Genomic DNA, 15,853 nt, shown 5'->3' with positions numbered 1-15,853 from the left:
CATTACCGTTCTAGTGGGCGGTTCGTAGCCTCTAAATGAGGATGTGAACCGCCCGTTAGAACGGGTTATATAAATAGAAGGAGGCGTTATAATGGAAGCGAATTTGAATACGCAAAAGGTTGAAGGAGAGAAGCCATCATTATTTGGAATGATTACTTCTCCTGGTTTACAGTTTGAGAGAATGAAGACGAAAAGCCCGGTCTGGGGAGGATTTTTCTTATTTCTTTTAATGGGGACAATCTTATCAGCAGCGGTAGCTTATTTAGGATTACTTAATACTCCGGAGCTGGCGAAGTTGGTTAAGGATGATACGACGGGGATAATGAAATGGACTACACTTGGATTTGGGGCTTTTGGAGGTCTAGTTGGAACAGCTGTTGGTCTTTTTGTGGTAGCAGGATTTTATAAAGTTATTATGATGTTTATGAGCAATGATACTCCATATATGAAGATATTATCTATTTATATATATGCCAATGTTGTCTTTTATGTTGGTAGTCTTCTCAATGTAGCTTTAGGATATATTCTTGGTGGAAATGGCGCTGATAAATATACAAGTTTAGGGCCTTTATTTGAACAAGGAACAATTGCATATGGCATTGGTTCTGCATTTGAAGTCTTTAACATTTGGAGCCTAATTTTAACTGGCTTAGGCTTGCATATCGTTGCTGGTTTAAGTAAAAAACAAGCAATAATTTTAATTTCTATATTCTTTATCCTTACAATTGGCTTTAGTATGTTAGGCGGTATGTTCTCTGATTTTGGCGCATAACATGTTGTTTTGAAAAGGTGACTCTTCCGAGAGTCACCTTTTTTATTTTTACCCCTATTTCAAATACCCCTATTAGAATTTCAAATACTGCCTAGTGTAATTTCAGATTACGGCAGCAGTATTTGAAATTACCCACAATGAAATTTCCTTTCTCATTTTATATTGTAGAGGTACCGCGGAATACTGAAGAGGTATACCTTTTAGAAACGGGCACTGTGTGAAGCCAGCGACTTTTGCAGATACGGTTGTTTTGTATGAAGGTATGATTGTAAATCAAATAAAGAGGTTAAATATTTACCAAGATTATGAAGAGTATTATCAATGTGGTTTAATTGGTCTTTGGCATGCGTATGAAAGGTATGAGGAGGAGAAAGGGAGTTTTCCTGCTTATGCGGTGGTAACGGTACGTGGTTATATATTGGAAAGGTTGAAGAAAGAATGCGTAGTGCAAGAGAGGTATGTATGCACCGACGAGTATGAGGAACGATTTGAGTGTGAAGATGCTGGAACGAGAGCGAAGGACTTTATGAGTGTGTTAGATGAGAAGGAGAAGCACATCATTTCAGAGCGATTTTTTACAGGGAAAAATATGGGGGAGATAGCTTCTGAAATGGGGATGACGTACTATCAAGTGAGATGGGTATATCGACAAGCGCTTGAGAAAATGAGGGATAGTGTAAGGGGATAAGAATAATAAGTAGAATGGAAGGCAAAGGAAATATTGCGTTCCATTCTATTTACTTTAAGGCAGTAAATGTGGCAAGAGGTTTTTTAAGGTAATGAATCTTTCATGTTCATTCGGGATAATACATGTCCAGATTTGAAAAATTGTTGCTGTAACTTATGAGAACCTATTTGTATTGTTATGGTAGTTCCGTTAAAAAAATGAATGTTAGCTTTGTTAGTTTTTTTGTAAAACTCTATCTCATCTATATGGTTATAGAACAACCAAATGCAGCTTGGAGAAGAAGGAGATTCTGTTGGGAAAACGCAAATATATTCTTTGTGATTAATCGGAATTGGAACATTTTGTTTGAGCTTAAAGTTTATTTGGACTGCATGACGTCTACCTTGATAAGTAGAATGAACATGTGTTAGACAAGATTTCTTTATGAGTTGGATAGCTGTTTGGCAAGAGTACAGAGGGTTTCCGCTACTGTCGATAATTTTTGTCCGGTAATAAGGGTGTTTGCAAGGTTCGAGCATCATTGTAGAACTAGAAATAAAAATATCATTCTCATTATCCATGATTCTAAAATCCTCCCTTATAAAAAATTGTTATTCTGAATATAATTATATACGAATTATGTAAAATTATTATTAATCTTTTGTTTCGTATTGTAAATTTTTACGGTTCGTTTACAATCAATAGATGATAGTCTTTCTAATTTGCATCGCTTGTACATATATATGAAAATAGAAAAGAGTAGGCGGTGATATAGCATGAAGAAAAAGTATATTATTATGGCTCTAGCTGTTGTTCTCTTAGTTTATTTAGCAAACAGTAATCCGGGTAAGGGAGAATATACGGATTGGGCAGCAAAACAATTTATGAAGCGTAATGATGTGAGTAAGAAGCTAGAAGAGGTTGAGAAAGAAAACAAAGAGGGTATACTTGGCGACTTAGCATCGGCGGGAAAGAAATTAGCAAATAAGTATGTTGAACCACAAGTTGGATTATTAATTGAGCATTATACAAAGCGAAATGATTATATTTTCTTCTCAACATATACGACAGAGTTTGATTTAGGCGGAGAGAATTATAAGTATGTTTGTGTTGGTTTTTCAAACATCTTTATTCCAATTGAAATGCCGAAGAAAAAAGACGAATCTGCAAAATAATGCAGATTCGTCTTTTTGATTTACGGAGTGATTTGAACTTCAGATACGTTTTTTTCTATGAGGCGAGCCCCTTTTTTACGAGTATTTTCACTAATTGACGAAAATACAGATGAAGAAAGAATGGTATCCATTACTTGATTTACGACTAGTTCATTTACTGGTGTGATGGGATTTTCGATAGAAAAGGCAACTGTTTTTCCATCTTCTTTCACAAAAATTAACTCTAGTACTTGCATGCTTTATTCCCTCCTTTTTAATTATAGATTAGAAAGATCTGACGTGCTTATAAGTTGTACAGCGTGAAGTGATGATTGTTGTAGTGAAGCAAGAGCACGTGCTACTTCATGTACTTTTCCTAAATCTGCATTTGTTTTCACACGTTTGAATTGTTTGTTCTTAAAAACTGTTTTACCGTTTTTGTCTAATCCTCCGTTTAATACAAGGCGTAAAGTTAAATCCATTACGATTGTTTCAACTGCCATGTTTATCACCCCCTTTCACTTTATAAATAGGGTGTAAATGTCATGTTTTGGCGTGAAATTTTTTCTTTTTTTTGGTACTCTTAAAAGACTAAGAGAGGGGTTTTCGGGAGAATGAATCGTAAATGGTTATTTTGGATTCCTGTATTACTATGGATGGGGATTATTTTCTATTCTTCAGCACAGCCATATAAAAAACAGGATATGCGCTCGGATATTGAGCAATATATAAATGTTGAGTTTGTGAAAGAGCATTTTTCATGGGTATCTATCGATTATGGGGGAGGTACACCTGTTAGTATCGCAAATAAAGGTGTAGGTGGATTTGTTGAGTTTTTCCTTCGTAAAGGTGCTCATTTTATGGTGTTCTTTATGCTCGGTTCATTGACGTATTATGCTTTTCATCGATCGGGTTATTCGAGAAAAAGGTGCTTTGCATACGCCCTCCTTTTCGTTGCGGGGTATGCAACATTTGATGAAATTCATCAATGGTTTACAGGAGACCGTACACCGATGTGGCAAGATTCATTGCTTGATACGTGCGGCGGGTTAACAGGAATTATAATAAGCAATTGGTTTTGGCATAGAAAAAGGAGCTAATCTCAGTTAGAGATTTGCTCCTTTTTCATTTATCCCGCTATTTGTGGGAATAGAAACATCCATCTTATCCCGCATTAACTGCCCGTAAAAGCCTTCACTTTATACGCCAAGTAATTCTTTTAGTTCGTCGGTTGATAGTTCGGTCATCCAACTATCGCTTGTAATGACGGCGTTGTTTAATGATTGTTTTCGTTCTAACATTTCATCAATCTTCTCTTCAAGTGTTCCCGTTGTAATAAGCTTATGAACGTGAACGAAGCGTTTTTGACCGATGCGATAAGCACGGTCTGTTGCTTGGTTTTCTACAGCTGGATTCCACCAACGGTCATAGTGAATGACATGGTTGGCGGCGGTTAAGTTTAATCCTGTTCCGCCGGCCTTTAACGATAAGATGAAGATGTCATACGTTCCGTTTTGGAACTGCTCAATCATCTTGTCACGCTCTTTCTTCGGTACGCTCCCGTTTAAGAAGAGGACGCGCTGACCGAATGTTTCTTCTAACATACTTTTTAGCATGTTCCCCATGCCAATGTACTGAGTGAAGATTAAGCAACTTTCATTTTGGTCTTTTATATTTTCGATGAGCTCCATTACCGTTTTTGTTTTCATAGAGCGCTCGACGATATTTTGTGGTTCTTCTTCTTTCAAATAAAGGGCTGGGTGATTACAAATTTGTTTTAGCTTGTTCAGCATAAGTAATATAAATCCGCGTCTTTCAATTCCGCTTAATCCTTCTACATTTTGTAATGTATCTTGAACAAGTTGTTCATATAAGGAAGCTTGTTCGCCAGTTAGTGGACAATAAGCTTTCTGTTCTTGTTTATCTGGTAAGTTTAATGCGACCGTTTGATCTTTCTTCGTACGACGCAGTAAAAACGGCGAGATAAACCGCTGAACTTGCTGGATTTTTCCTTCATCGCGGTCCTTTTCAATCGGTGTGACGAAGCGGCGCTGGAATTGTCCTAAGCTTCCGAGATACCCGTGATTGATAAAGTCGAAAATAGACCAAAGCTCAGCAAGTCGGTTTTCCATCGGTGTACCGGTTAAAGCAATTTTGTGATTTGCTTGTAGGTTTCTTACTGCTTTCGACTGTTTCGTATGTGGGTTTTTTATATTTTGTGCTTCGTCTAAAATAACAGCGTCCCAGCATAACGTACTAAGTTCTTCTTCATCAAGCTGAGCTAATGCATAAGAAGTTAATATAACATCTGCTGATTGAAGAAAATCTTTAAATGACTCATCCTTAGATCGGTTACTTCCATAGTGTAACTGAACACGTAAGCTTGGTGCGAAACGCTCAAATTCTTTTTGCCAATTTCCAAGGACTGATGTTGGTGCCACAATTAATGCAGGACCTGTTTGGAGATTGTTTTCTTTAGCGTATAGTAAGTAAGTTATCGTTTGAATACTTTTTCCGAGTCCCATATCATCGGCTAATAATGCTCCAAATCCAAGCTTTCGTAAGTATAGCAACCACTCAACACCGTGTTGTTGATACGGGCGGAGTGTTGCTTGTAGCGAAGATGGTACATCTACGTTTGGAATATCTCCAATGTGCAGAAGTTTTTGGAAAAGCTCTTCGTAATATCCATCTAGTTCGATTTCAATATCGGTAAACGGACTATCGTCTTCTACAATTTCTGTTTCTGCCGTATTAGATAAATGTTGCTGCAACACATCTTTCATTTCAAGTCCATATTTATCGGCACGGTGCATTAGTTTTTTTACTTCTTCAATAAAGGCAGGATCAAGTCTCATCCATTGACCATTTAAATTGAAAAGACGTTTGTTTTGTTCAACGAGTTCAAAAAATTCGCTTTCTGATAAATCAATTCCGTCCGTTGAAATGCGCCAGTCGAAATTAACGAGCGTATTCATGCCGAAGAAAGACTGTGTTTGTGCTGTACTTTGCTTCAGCTGTACACGCAACCTCGGTTTTGTTGCTTTTAAATTTTGCCACCATGATGGTAGTAAAATTGTAATACCTGCTGCCAGTAATTCATTACTTGCTTCGGTTAAGAAGTTCCAAGCTTCCGTTTCAAAGAGTTCTTCTCGGAACTTGTCGTCCTCTTTTAGCCACGGTACGAGCTTACTGAATCCTTCTTGTGTTTCAAGGATCCGTTCTTCGTAATCGTGCCATCGTTTTGGTAAGGAATCGATACTTTCATATACATATATGCGATGTGCACCACGTTTTGGTGTAACGATTGTTTCAAGCTTCCACATTTCAAGTTCTTCTTGCGGTTCTTGTAGTCTTAAGCCGACTGTAAATGGAAGGTCATCTTCAATGTAACCAATTTTTCGAAGCCAATCCTCTTCATGTAGTGCTGCTTCCAATTGCCTTTTCGTAAAGTCGTAATGTTCGTATAGTCTCTTTGCATCTTCCCATCCGTCATTTGAGCGAGCATCTTGCAAAATACTTTCGTTCACAGCGGCAGAGAAAAGAGATGCTAACATGTCATCTTCAATTGAGGTATTCTGAACTTTCCAAGATGGCTGCTGAGACCAATGCTTCATGTCAGGTGCGAAGCCGCCGCTGACGAAAGCGTCCCATAATTCACTTGCGTCCTTTGTAAGTGCCGTAATAGGACCGTTCATTTGCATATTTGCAAATGAATTCATCGGTTTATTTGCGATGTATTCAAATGCCTGTGCATTCGTTAACATAACGCCTTGTTTTCCCTCATACGTTGCTTCTTTTAAAAACGTTCCGTAGAAAGAAGTAGAGTGCCATGCGAATGCATTTTTTTTCCAAGTTGCTACGGATAAGAGCGTACCGCTATCATCTTCTCCCCAAAGGAACCAACCTTGACTAACGTGCTGGAGCCTAATTGTTACTTCAGTTTGTATGATCATCGATTAATTTTCCTCTCCGTAATTCCTCTTGTAGTGCACGCAGACGTGAATGTAAGTTAGCGATATGAATAATGAAAGCATCCCATTCATCAGTTCGCTTCAGTCGTTTATAAAGCATACGTAATTTCTTTAAGTAACGAACGGCACGTTTATATGATTTGCGATTTCGCTCTTCAATTGCTTCCATTGCGGCATGGTGATAAAGAGGAAGTGCTGCTTCTGGCGCTTCTTTTTCAATATCTTTCAATGGTTCTTTCAAAAGTTCGATTACTTCGAATCCATATAAGAGCTGAAGTTCCGTCCATGCATGGTATTGTTTCTTCGCAAGTACATATTGTTCATAATTTGTGAAACTATACGGTAATAGTTCTTGTAAAATCATTTCTAATCCCGCTTGTTCATTCGTATGTGTTGCATATGTCTCATACATCATCACAAATAATCGAACGATATCTTGTATGAAGACGGTATTTTCTTGTTCCGTTATCGTTTCTTTTACTTGTTTATAAGTAAAGGAAAGCCAATCTTTCCCGCGGTCCCACTCCATCGCACTTAATAACTCTTCTAACCAATAGAAGTAAAGGCTCACAACAGAAGAAGGCTGTTTTTCCAGTAATTCCATTGCCGATACATCTTCACCGTTTAAAAAGAGCAGGTGAGAAGATGCTAATGCTTTGGAAAGCGGATTGATTTTAGTATCGATTCGTTTTTTTTCTTCTTGTAGCTGCTCCTCTGTTCTTAACAGTTCACCCCATACGTGACGATAAATGAAGAATCGCTCTTGTGTATAGGCATCGGTAGAGAAGAATGATTCATGTATGAGCCGCGCTGTTTCTTCTAAAATCGGTTTGGATTCTTCTGGAATCGCCTCTGTTTTTAGGTCCCTAACGGTAGATTCAACTTTATCAACGAATAGGCGAACGACGTTAACTGGTTGGTGATAAGAATATAGTTTGTTTGCTTCAAATTCTTGAATTTCTTCTAATAATTTTTGAAAGCAATAAAGTGCCGCGTGCAACTTAAATAATTCATGAATAGCAACGATGCGCGGAGCTTTCCGTTCTAATTTTGTATAGAAGTCTGTAAAAAGACTCATAAGAAAATACATTTGTTTATAAGTGAGCCGCGCTTGTTCTTTTTTAAATGATTCATATTCATTTTCAAAGTATGTTTGCCAACTTTTATAATCCATTTCTTCAAAAGCTGATGATTGCAATACTTGTCGTGCAGTTCGAATAGGAGGAAGAGAAGGTTTTGTATTATTTTTGAATAAAGTTAATACATCTCCTACTTGCCCAAAACTAGAAGCTGCAGATAGTAACACAGCAAGCATATGCTGACATTGCGTTGGCGCGAAGCAATCGCAATAGCTTTCAGTGACATTACGAATCGGAATGTGAACACTATATACACTGCCTTCAGCATTTACAGTTCCGGATAGCGTATAGCCATCAAAGTCAACGTTATAGACAACACCACTACGATATAGTTGCCGAGCTGTAGCGACATGCTCTTGATCAGCAACTTGCTGTGGATCAAGCCCTTGAACGAACTCATTCGCAATCATCATAATTTCATCTTTCGTAATTGAGTCTTGCAGCATAATATTCCTCCGTACACAGATTTCTTTCCTTTACCATTATAAACAAAAAATGCTCAAAACAGAAAAAATGAAATTCTAATTACACAATTAGAAAATCATGGTAATATATATAATGTTAATTTTGTATATTACTATGTAATTAAAAGGAGAGAATTTGTTTGTCAGATTTACAATCGAAGTTTGGTAATGGCATGAATAAGTTGCAAGAGGGAATTGAGCAAGGCAAGATGAAGTTGCAAGTAGCACAGGAAATGGCGCAATTAAAGAAGATTACACAAGAGAAGTTACAAGAAAAAACTGAAATTTTACTTGAACTTGGTCAAACGGTATATATGCAACTTCGTGATGATGAAGTTCGAATAGATTTGTTGAAAGCTATTGTAGCACCAGTGCAAGAGCTTGATGTTGCTATTTATAACACGCGCAGACAAATTTCTAATTTACAGAGACAAGAACAAAAAGGACAGTGTAGTTGCGGTGGTCCATTATCATTAAATGATAAATTTTGCGGGCAGTGCGGTAAAGAAAATGAGTTACTCCTTCAATCAAAAAATATTGAAAAAGAAGCATGTTCTTCATGTGGTGAACAAATTGCAACGGAAGCTACATTCTGTCCAGCATGTGGTATGAAGCAAAGTAAGGAGTGAGGAACATGTATTGTAAAATTTGCGGTTTAGAACAGCCGGAGGCAGTAAACTATTGTACACATGACGGCTCAAGTACGGATAGTATAGATAGCCATGTTATGTTAGTCCCGCAATCTTCGAAGTATTGCCGAACATGTGGACAGGAAAGTAAAGAATATGCTACATATTGTGAGAAATGCGGTGATTCTTTATTAGGAGTTGCCCAAAAAGAATCGAACATGAAATTACCAAATGCAGGAGCGCAATTACATGTAAATGCATCAGGAAGTATGCTGAAAAAAGGATTATTCGGTGGTGCTTTTGCAATTGTATGTATGTTCATTGCAGGCTTCATTGGCAGTTTAATAATAGATTCTGCTATAAATGATGTAGTGGAGACAGCGGTTAGAAATACGGATGGTATGTTGAATATGAATACCATTAATCAATCATTTATTGGTATAGCACCATTAATTTTAATGTGTCATTTAATAGGTATTGAAATTAGCGGGAGCGGGGCATACACGATGTCATTCCTTCTTCATATGCCATTATTCATCTTGGTAACTATTCCGGCACTTATATTAGGTGGAAGTGGATTTTTTATTGAAAGAAAAAAACCTTCAATTAGTTGGCGAGAGAAGTTCATGACATCATGTGTAATTGGCATGATATACGGTATTTTCTTATGTATTGTAAGCTTTATGGCAAGTTCTTCTACATCTATTTCTTATTTCTATCAAACGATGACTATTGATGTTGTATATTCTCATGTTGTTAGTTTATTGTTTGGTATTATATTTGGCCTATTATTCAGCTTTATTGGTATGAGTATTGAAGCAGGACCACATCGTATGCTTTCTTCTACTAGTCAGTTTGTCCCGTATGTAACGTCTATTTATTATAGTATAGTGACTGTTTTGAAAGGACTACTTATTACATTTGGTATTATACTTATTACGATTTTATTTAGTAGTTCAAAATCAATGGGTCCAATTGATTTTCCAGAGAAGGCGTATAAAGTATTACTTTCTTTAGAAGCAACACCTTTCATGTGGAATATGGCCCACCTTTCTCCAACTGAAATTGAGTGGGGGAATATGGAGAGAGAAATGCATAGATATTCAGTCGAAAAAGGGCCGCTGCATGTATCGTATATGTCAGGCATATCAATACAGGGTACGTCTTTAAAAGACCTGGAAATCGCTAATGGTGCTAGTGCTGATCGTATAAAAGATATTGATGATTTTAATTCATATTTACATTGGTGGGGATTATTAATTCTTCTACCATGTATTCTACTAGTTAGGGCTGGAATGAAATTGGCTCAATATCGTATGCGAAATATGTACGTAACTATAGCAGTGTTTAGCGCTGTTTATACAGTGACGATGCTTTGTGTAAATGGATTAGCAAAAATTCATATTACAGCTTCAGGAAGTAAGGAAATTATGAAGGAGTTCGCTGGAATTTCTGGACCGATATTATCTATTCAAAGTAACACGCTATATTTAATAGTAGGTAGTTTTCTTATTTCTTACGTATTAACATTCGCGGGTATGAAATTAGTAAAAAAATAAGGGGGAGAAATACTTGAAGTTTTGTGGAACATGCAATAAACAAGTTGCGGATCATTTGAACTTTTGTCCTGATTGCGGAAGTAAAGTAGAAGAAATTGCTGATCAAACAGCTTCTTCTCACTCAGAAATGCGGAGAGAAACAAAGTCAGTGAAAAGTAAGAAGAACATGTTTTTACTTATAGGTTTTGTCATTGTTTTTGCTATTTTGTTTGGCGCATATAAATTCGGTGCGAGCAAGTTTTCGAAGGAAAAGCAAGTAAATGCAATGATTGAAGCATTCCAAAATAAAGATGTGAATGCAATCGATGAGATTTTGAAAGTAGACGATCCAACCTTAAAGGTTAAGACAGAAGATATTAAGGCGTATATCCGTTATTTAAAAGAGAATCCTTCTTATAATAAAGAACTGTTATCATATTTGCAAAGAGAGACAGTAGATCAAAAGTTAGCAAGTGATAAAGCATCTTTTAAAGATGGGAAAATTATAGAAGACGGGAAAGAATGGTTCTTGTATCCGAAGTATAAGTTCAGCATGAAGTCGTATTACATGAATGTTAGCACAACTGCAAAGAATGCTGAAATATATGTGAATGATAAAAAAGAAACAGAGCTTTCTAGTGACAAAACTTCGAAAGAATTAGGTCCATACTTCCCGGGTGCTTATGTTGTAAAGGCAAAGGCGAAGACGGAACTTGCTGAATTAGAGACAGAAAAAGAAGTGGATTTAGCAGATGAAAAGAATGGGACAGTAGAAGTGAATTTATCACTTGAAGGAAATTATGTAACCATTTCGTCTGATGAAAACGATGCAACGGTATTTGTTAATGGCAAGAAACGCGGAAAGTTAAATTACGGAAGTTATAAACTTGGTCCTGTACCGACGGATGAAACGGTAGAAGTACATTTGGAGAAAAACGCTGAATTTGGTGTGATGAAATCTCAAAGTATTAAAGTTGGAGATCAAAGTACATATTACTTAAAGTTCCCAAAAGAAGCTTCTAGTTCAGCGGTTGGAGATTTTGTACAAAATCATATTTATAATAACGTACGTGCAATTGCATTAAACGATTTTAGTTTAATTGAAAATGATTATGATAAGAGCGGGAAATCGTATAAGGAAGACCGTGATTACTTACAATATCTACACAAAAAAGGAATTACAGAAGATTTATTGACAATGAATATTCGCAATGTAGAACGTCAAAGTGCGACGAAATATAAAGTAACGACATATGAAGAATATCATATTCGTTACGGTGACGGCTCTGTAAAATTCAAGAGCTTTAATAATGACCATATCGTTACTGTTAACGGAAATGGAAAGATATTGTACCATTCTCTTGGAGCGAATAATACGCTGAAATCAGAGGAAGTATCTGGTCCGACTCGTTAATATAAGAAAGAGGCTGTTCAATTTTGAACAGCCTCTTTCTTTAGGTAGCTTGCCGCTATTGTCAATCTTTATCGGTAAATCGATATTCCATGTTGAACCGTTGATATAATTTTCTCTACTCGTGTTCATGAAGGGAAAGTAAAAAGGATATCACCTAGTTGGAAAATCCTACTAGGTGATATCCTTTTTTGCAATTAGAAGCGGGCTTCCTTTAATATCGCTTCTACATATGGATCATTTAATATTTGCTTTATGAGCGGTAGCATTTCTTGCTCGAATGGAATATCAATAGGGAATGGTTTTTGAGAGCCTGGTTTTATTCCGTATTGTACGAGTTTGTAATGTGTATTTTCTTCAGACTTGAGCACAATTAATTTATAGCGATTGTCATCGTTTGTTAGTGAGAAGTCAATTGCGATTGCATCATATGTTACATCATCTTTATATATGTACGGCTTTGGTGTACCGACCCAGTCTACCTTAGCTTGTAAATTCATGGACGTCACCTCCTTATATGCATTATATAAAAAATAAAAGCCAGCTCTCAATAAAGAGAACCGGCTGTAATTTAGCAGTCATTGGTTATTTTAAAATTTTCACTTTAACAGTTTTGCGTCCCCATTTTTGAGCAGCGCTATCTGATCCAAGTAGGATGTCGATACGGTTACCTTTAATTGCACCGCCAGTATCTCCAGCGATAGCTTCTCCGTAACCTTCTACCCATACTTTAGATCCTAATGGGATTACTTTCGGGTCAACAGCGATCATTTTCATGTTTGGGTTCGCTGTTAAGTCATGACCCATTGCAGTTAATACACGGCCGCCGTATGTGCCACCGTTTTCACTTGGGTGAGCTGTATATGCTGTAGCTACAACTGTTAACTCACGACCACCAGAAGGTGTGCTAGTCTCAGCAGCTTTCACAGCAGGCTTAGCAGCTGGTTTTGCTTGTGCTGCAGGTGCTTGAGCTTTAGCTGGTGCTACAGTTTTAGCAGGAGCAGGTTGTTCTTGTTTCTCGATAACAGGTGCTGTACCTGTTAAGAAAGGAACGTGAACATAAGCTGTTTTCCCGTTATATTCAAATTGTAACCACTCATTTTGTACTTGGTTCGTTGTTTCGATCATATCGTCTTTCTTAAGCGTTCCAAGAATTTCTGAGTTTGTGTTCGCTTCAGCACGTACATTTAATACGTTAGCTGTTACATAGTAAGAGTTCTTTGTAAACTCTGCACTTACGAATGCGTCTTTACCATCTAATTTGATTTGTGACCATCCGTTTTCTGTATTTAGAACATCTAATTTATGACCATTCTGTAATTTACCGACAACTTTTGATTCAGTAGTAGGGTTTTCTCGTACGTTTAGTACGTCTGTTTTTACAACAGTTTCTGCATTAGCAGATGCGGTGAAAATCCCAAGACCAAAAACTGCTGCTGTTGCTATTCCAATTAATTTTTTCATGATAGCCTCCATTGCGTTTGTTTTCGTGTCCTCATTATAGCAACAGATTTTTTCGGATTTTGGGAAAACACACAATTACAAACCATTCGTAATAAGTCGTTAACACTTTGTAATATAGCTAGAATGAGAGGAAAGCGTTTTTCATTCCATATAATTAGTAGGTTTCTAGTTATATTCAAAATATTTAATACAACATATTTTTTTCGGTGTAAATAAAAATATTACAGGGGCATTACATAATGATTACTATACAGTTACATTCCTTGAGTATTTTACCGTTTTATGGGTAATATAGTTATATAAACATAAACATCTCGTTTGTGAAGTTATAAACACGCGCTATATACTAGCAAAAAACCGCATAATTGTTACAAGAAGAAAGGGTTGTAAAGAATAAATCTGCCCTTTTTTAAAACTGTAACACATCCTTTTTTGGGAAAATCTCTTCCCATCCGCATTTTTCTCACACAATTTGACAGTAGTATTCCAATCTTGTAGCTCTTGCAGAGTGGAAAGGTTGTACGGAAGGTAAGGCTGTCCATAAGAACTCTAATTGGTGAAGGCAAACTTGAGAGAGCCGAAAGAAAATCACCACAAAAAACTATGGTTTTCTATCCGATTTAACATATCGGAATTTATGATTTTCACAAGAAATGAAACATACGAAGGGGGATTTGATGAGGAAACTGACGAAAACATTTATTGTCTCATTAACATTATGTATTGCATTTACACTTTGGGGGATTATTCCCGAATCTATTATTGGAAAAGGTAGCTTAGGAAATGTAACGACTGTAATTCAAGCTGCGTTAGTTAGTAAGTTTGGATGGTTCTATATTATTTCTGTTTCTATTTTCTTAGGAATTGCTATTTTCTTAATTGTTTCTAAGTACGGTTCGATTCGTTTAGGTAAAGATGATGATGAACCTGATTATAGTTATATGACATGGTTTGCTATGTTATTTAGTGCCGGTATGGGAATCGGTTTGGTTTTCTGGGGTGTCGCAGAACCGATGAACCATTTATACACACCTCCGTTTGGAGAGAGTGCGACTGAAGAGAGTGCACGCCTTGCACTTCGTTTCTCATTTTTCCATTGGGGATTACATCCGTGGGGATTATATGCACTTGTAGCATTATGTATTGCGTATTTTACATTTAGAAAAGGAAGAGCAAGTACAATTAGTGCGGCGGTCGGTCCGCTATTTAAAGGTGGTGAACATGGCCGTATTGCCCATATGTTTGATGTTCTAGCTGTATTTGCGACAGTATTTGGTGTGGCGACATCATTAGGACTTGGGGCAAAGCAAATTGCGGGTGGTGTTAGTTATTTAACATCTATTCCAAACTCATTACCGACACAGCTAGTAATCATCGGAATTGTAACTGTTCTTTATATGCTATCTGCGCAAACGGGACTCGATAAAGGAATTAAATATTTAAGTAATGCGAATATTATTTTAGCGTTTGCACTTATGATAATTGTATTATTTGCAGGTCCAACAAACTTTATTATGAATTATTTCACTTCAACAATCGGTTCATACATTCAAGAATTGCCAAGTATGAGTTTCCGTTTAAGTCCATTAAATGAAGGCGGAAATCAATGGATTCAGTCATGGACAATTTTCTACTGGGCATGGTGGATTGCATGGTCACCATTCGTAGGTACGTTTATTGCTCGTGTGTCACGCGGGCGTACAATTCGTGAATTTGTTGTTGGTGTGTTACTCGTACCAACAGTAATTGGTGCGCTTTGGTTCTCTGTTTTCGGAGGAACAGGTATTCACATGGAGCTATTTGATGGTGCAAATATATATGGACAAATTAAAGAAATGGGCACAGAAGTAGGATTGTTTGCTATGTTAGACCAAATGGGTAGTATAGGACCGGCTTTATGTGTGTTAGCTATTTTACTTATTTCAACATTCTTTATTACATCGGCAGACTCTGCTACGTTTGTTCTAGCGATGTTAACGACACATGGTAGCTTAAACCCACCAAATCGTATTAAAATGGTTTGGGGTATTGTTCTAGCGGCGTTAGCTTCGATCTTATTGTATGTCGGAGGATTAGAGGCGCTGCAAACTGCGTCGATTATTGCGGCCTTCCCGTTCGTATTTGTTATTTTCTTTATGATTGCAGCACTATTTAAAGAGTTGCAAAAAGAAGGACGTATGAAACAACATTAATAATAGAAGAAAAAAATTCTGTATATATAAATAGTATTAGGACTGTCGAATGTCGGCAGTCCTTTTTCACTGTTCTATACTATTGTAGGAAAAGCATTACTTTGTTACGGAATACTATAGATATCGGTAATTTAAAAAGAAAAATCGATATAGTTCGACAATATCTGATATTTTACACGTTATATTCATATTTTTGACAAAAATATGTCGGAAATGTGTTGTCACTTTTCTGTATATGTGCTATATTATTTCCTGTAAGCGATTTCAAATAGTTTTAAAGCGCATTCAAGGGGGACAACTAGGATAATGAAACGTTACGAAAGAAAGTGGAAGCATATTTGTTTGAAACGTGTGGCACATCGAAATGTCCAAGAAAGCACGGAACCAAAGACTGAAACTCGTAAAGAGCATAAAGAGAAGCAATTGGTTCTACAAAAATAGCAATCACT

General features: G+C 36.8%; 16 protein-coding genes. 9 read left to right on the top strand and 7 right to left on the bottom strand.

Annotation, left to right across the window (positions count from 1 at the left end):
- The first annotated feature begins 91 nt into the window (after positions 1-91).
- A complete protein-coding gene (locus tag LCF45_RS25815; protein ID WP_061688705.1) occupies positions 92-772 on the top strand; it encodes a YknW family membrane protein in 681 nt (226 codons plus the stop codon).
- 217 nt (positions 773-989) lie between these two features.
- Entirely contained in the window at positions 990-1,460 is a 471-nt protein-coding gene (locus tag LCF45_RS25810; protein ID WP_078206542.1) for a sigma-70 family RNA polymerase sigma factor, read from the top strand.
- A gap of 83 nt (positions 1,461-1,543) precedes the next feature.
- Here the strand turns inward: LCF45_RS25810 and LCF45_RS25805 are convergent, their stop codons facing one another.
- Positions 1,544-2,020: a competence protein ComK gene (locus tag LCF45_RS25805; protein ID WP_254841771.1), complete on the bottom strand. Its 477-nt coding sequence runs from the start codon at positions 2,018-2,020 to the stop codon at positions 1,544-1,546.
- A 195-nt stretch (positions 2,021-2,215) separates the two neighbouring features.
- Between LCF45_RS25805 and LCF45_RS25800 the strand changes: the two genes are divergently transcribed.
- Positions 2,216-2,614: a DUF4359 domain-containing protein gene (locus LCF45_RS25800; protein ID WP_002034805.1), complete on the top strand. Its 399-nt coding sequence runs from the start codon at positions 2,216-2,218 to the stop codon at positions 2,612-2,614.
- Between the two features lie 20 nt (positions 2,615-2,634).
- Here LCF45_RS25800 and LCF45_RS25795 read toward each other — a convergent pair whose 3' ends face one another.
- Positions 2,635-2,850 carry a DUF2922 domain-containing protein gene (locus LCF45_RS25795; protein WP_002034804.1) on the bottom strand — a complete coding sequence of 72 codons (216 nt, stop codon included), beginning with the start codon at positions 2,848-2,850 and terminating at the stop codon, positions 2,635-2,637.
- A gap of 21 nt (positions 2,851-2,871) precedes the next feature.
- Positions 2,872-3,096 carry a DUF1659 domain-containing protein gene (locus LCF45_RS25790; RefSeq protein WP_078206541.1) on the bottom strand — a complete coding sequence of 75 codons (225 nt, stop codon included), beginning with the start codon at positions 3,094-3,096 and terminating at the stop codon, positions 2,872-2,874.
- A gap of 111 nt (positions 3,097-3,207) precedes the next feature.
- Here LCF45_RS25790 and LCF45_RS25785 point away from each other — a divergent pair, with 111 nt between their 5' ends.
- Complete coding sequence (locus LCF45_RS25785) at positions 3,208-3,693, top strand: VanZ family protein (RefSeq protein WP_002068432.1); 486 nt, start codon at positions 3,208-3,210, stop codon at positions 3,691-3,693.
- A gap of 99 nt (positions 3,694-3,792) precedes the next feature.
- On the opposite strand, the gene LCF45_RS25780 is transcribed toward LCF45_RS25785, so the two are convergent.
- Positions 3,793-6,549 (bottom strand): DEAD/DEAH box helicase, encoded by a 2,757-nt coding sequence (locus LCF45_RS25780; RefSeq protein WP_078206540.1) that lies wholly within the window; start codon positions 6,547-6,549, stop codon positions 3,793-3,795.
- Positions 6,533-8,152 carry an SWIM zinc finger family protein gene (locus LCF45_RS25775; protein ID WP_002129991.1) on the bottom strand — a complete coding sequence of 540 codons (1,620 nt, stop codon included), beginning with the start codon at positions 8,150-8,152 and terminating at the stop codon, positions 6,533-6,535. Before LCF45_RS25775 ends, LCF45_RS25780 begins: the two co-directional genes overlap by 17 nt.
- Before the next feature lie 158 nt (positions 8,153-8,310).
- Between LCF45_RS25775 and LCF45_RS25770 the strand changes: the two genes are divergently transcribed.
- Genes LCF45_RS25770 through LCF45_RS25760 form a run of 3 tightly spaced genes read left to right on the top strand, consistent with a single transcriptional unit; the run spans position 8,311 to position 11,751 of the window.
- The gene (locus LCF45_RS25770) at positions 8,311-8,799 is read left to right on the top strand and encodes a zinc ribbon domain-containing protein (RefSeq protein WP_002034798.1); all 489 of its coding nucleotides are present in this window, start codon (positions 8,311-8,313) and stop codon (positions 8,797-8,799) included.
- A gap of 5 nt (positions 8,800-8,804) precedes the next feature.
- Complete coding sequence (locus LCF45_RS25765) at positions 8,805-10,358, top strand: hypothetical protein (RefSeq protein WP_263894364.1); 1,554 nt, start codon at positions 8,805-8,807, stop codon at positions 10,356-10,358.
- Between the two features lie 13 nt (positions 10,359-10,371).
- Entirely contained in the window at positions 10,372-11,751 is a 1,380-nt protein-coding gene (locus LCF45_RS25760) for a zinc ribbon domain-containing protein (protein ID WP_263894363.1), read from the top strand.
- A gap of 194 nt (positions 11,752-11,945) precedes the next feature.
- Here the strand turns inward: LCF45_RS25760 and LCF45_RS25755 are convergent, their stop codons facing one another.
- Both LCF45_RS25755 and LCF45_RS25750 read right to left on the bottom strand, forming a co-directional pair.
- Complete coding sequence (locus LCF45_RS25755; protein ID WP_002016266.1) at positions 11,946-12,248, bottom strand: DUF3910 family protein; 303 nt, start codon at positions 12,246-12,248, stop codon at positions 11,946-11,948.
- An 85-nt stretch (positions 12,249-12,333) separates the two neighbouring features.
- Positions 12,334-13,212: a cell wall-binding protein EntA gene (locus LCF45_RS25750; RefSeq protein WP_002129985.1), complete on the bottom strand. Its 879-nt coding sequence runs from the start codon at positions 13,210-13,212 to the stop codon at positions 12,334-12,336.
- A 677-nt stretch (positions 13,213-13,889) separates the two neighbouring features.
- On the opposite strand from LCF45_RS25750, the gene LCF45_RS25745 reads away from it, so the two are divergent.
- Both LCF45_RS25745 and LCF45_RS25740 read left to right on the top strand, forming a co-directional pair.
- Positions 13,890-15,404: a glycine betaine transporter OpuD gene (locus LCF45_RS25745; protein ID WP_002129983.1), complete on the top strand. Its 1,515-nt coding sequence runs from the start codon at positions 13,890-13,892 to the stop codon at positions 15,402-15,404.
- A gap of 306 nt (positions 15,405-15,710) precedes the next feature.
- Positions 15,711-15,845: a hypothetical protein gene (locus LCF45_RS25740; RefSeq protein ID WP_002034792.1), complete on the top strand. Its 135-nt coding sequence runs from the start codon at positions 15,711-15,713 to the stop codon at positions 15,843-15,845.
- Positions 15,846-15,853: the final 8 nt, after the last annotated feature.

The sequence above is a fragment of the Bacillus sp. 41-22 genome (genome assembly GCF_025809295.1).
Lineage (GTDB): Bacteria > Bacillota > Bacilli > Bacillales > Bacillaceae_G > Bacillus_A > Bacillus_A mycoides.
This window is presented reverse-complemented; position numbering and strand designations above follow the sequence as displayed.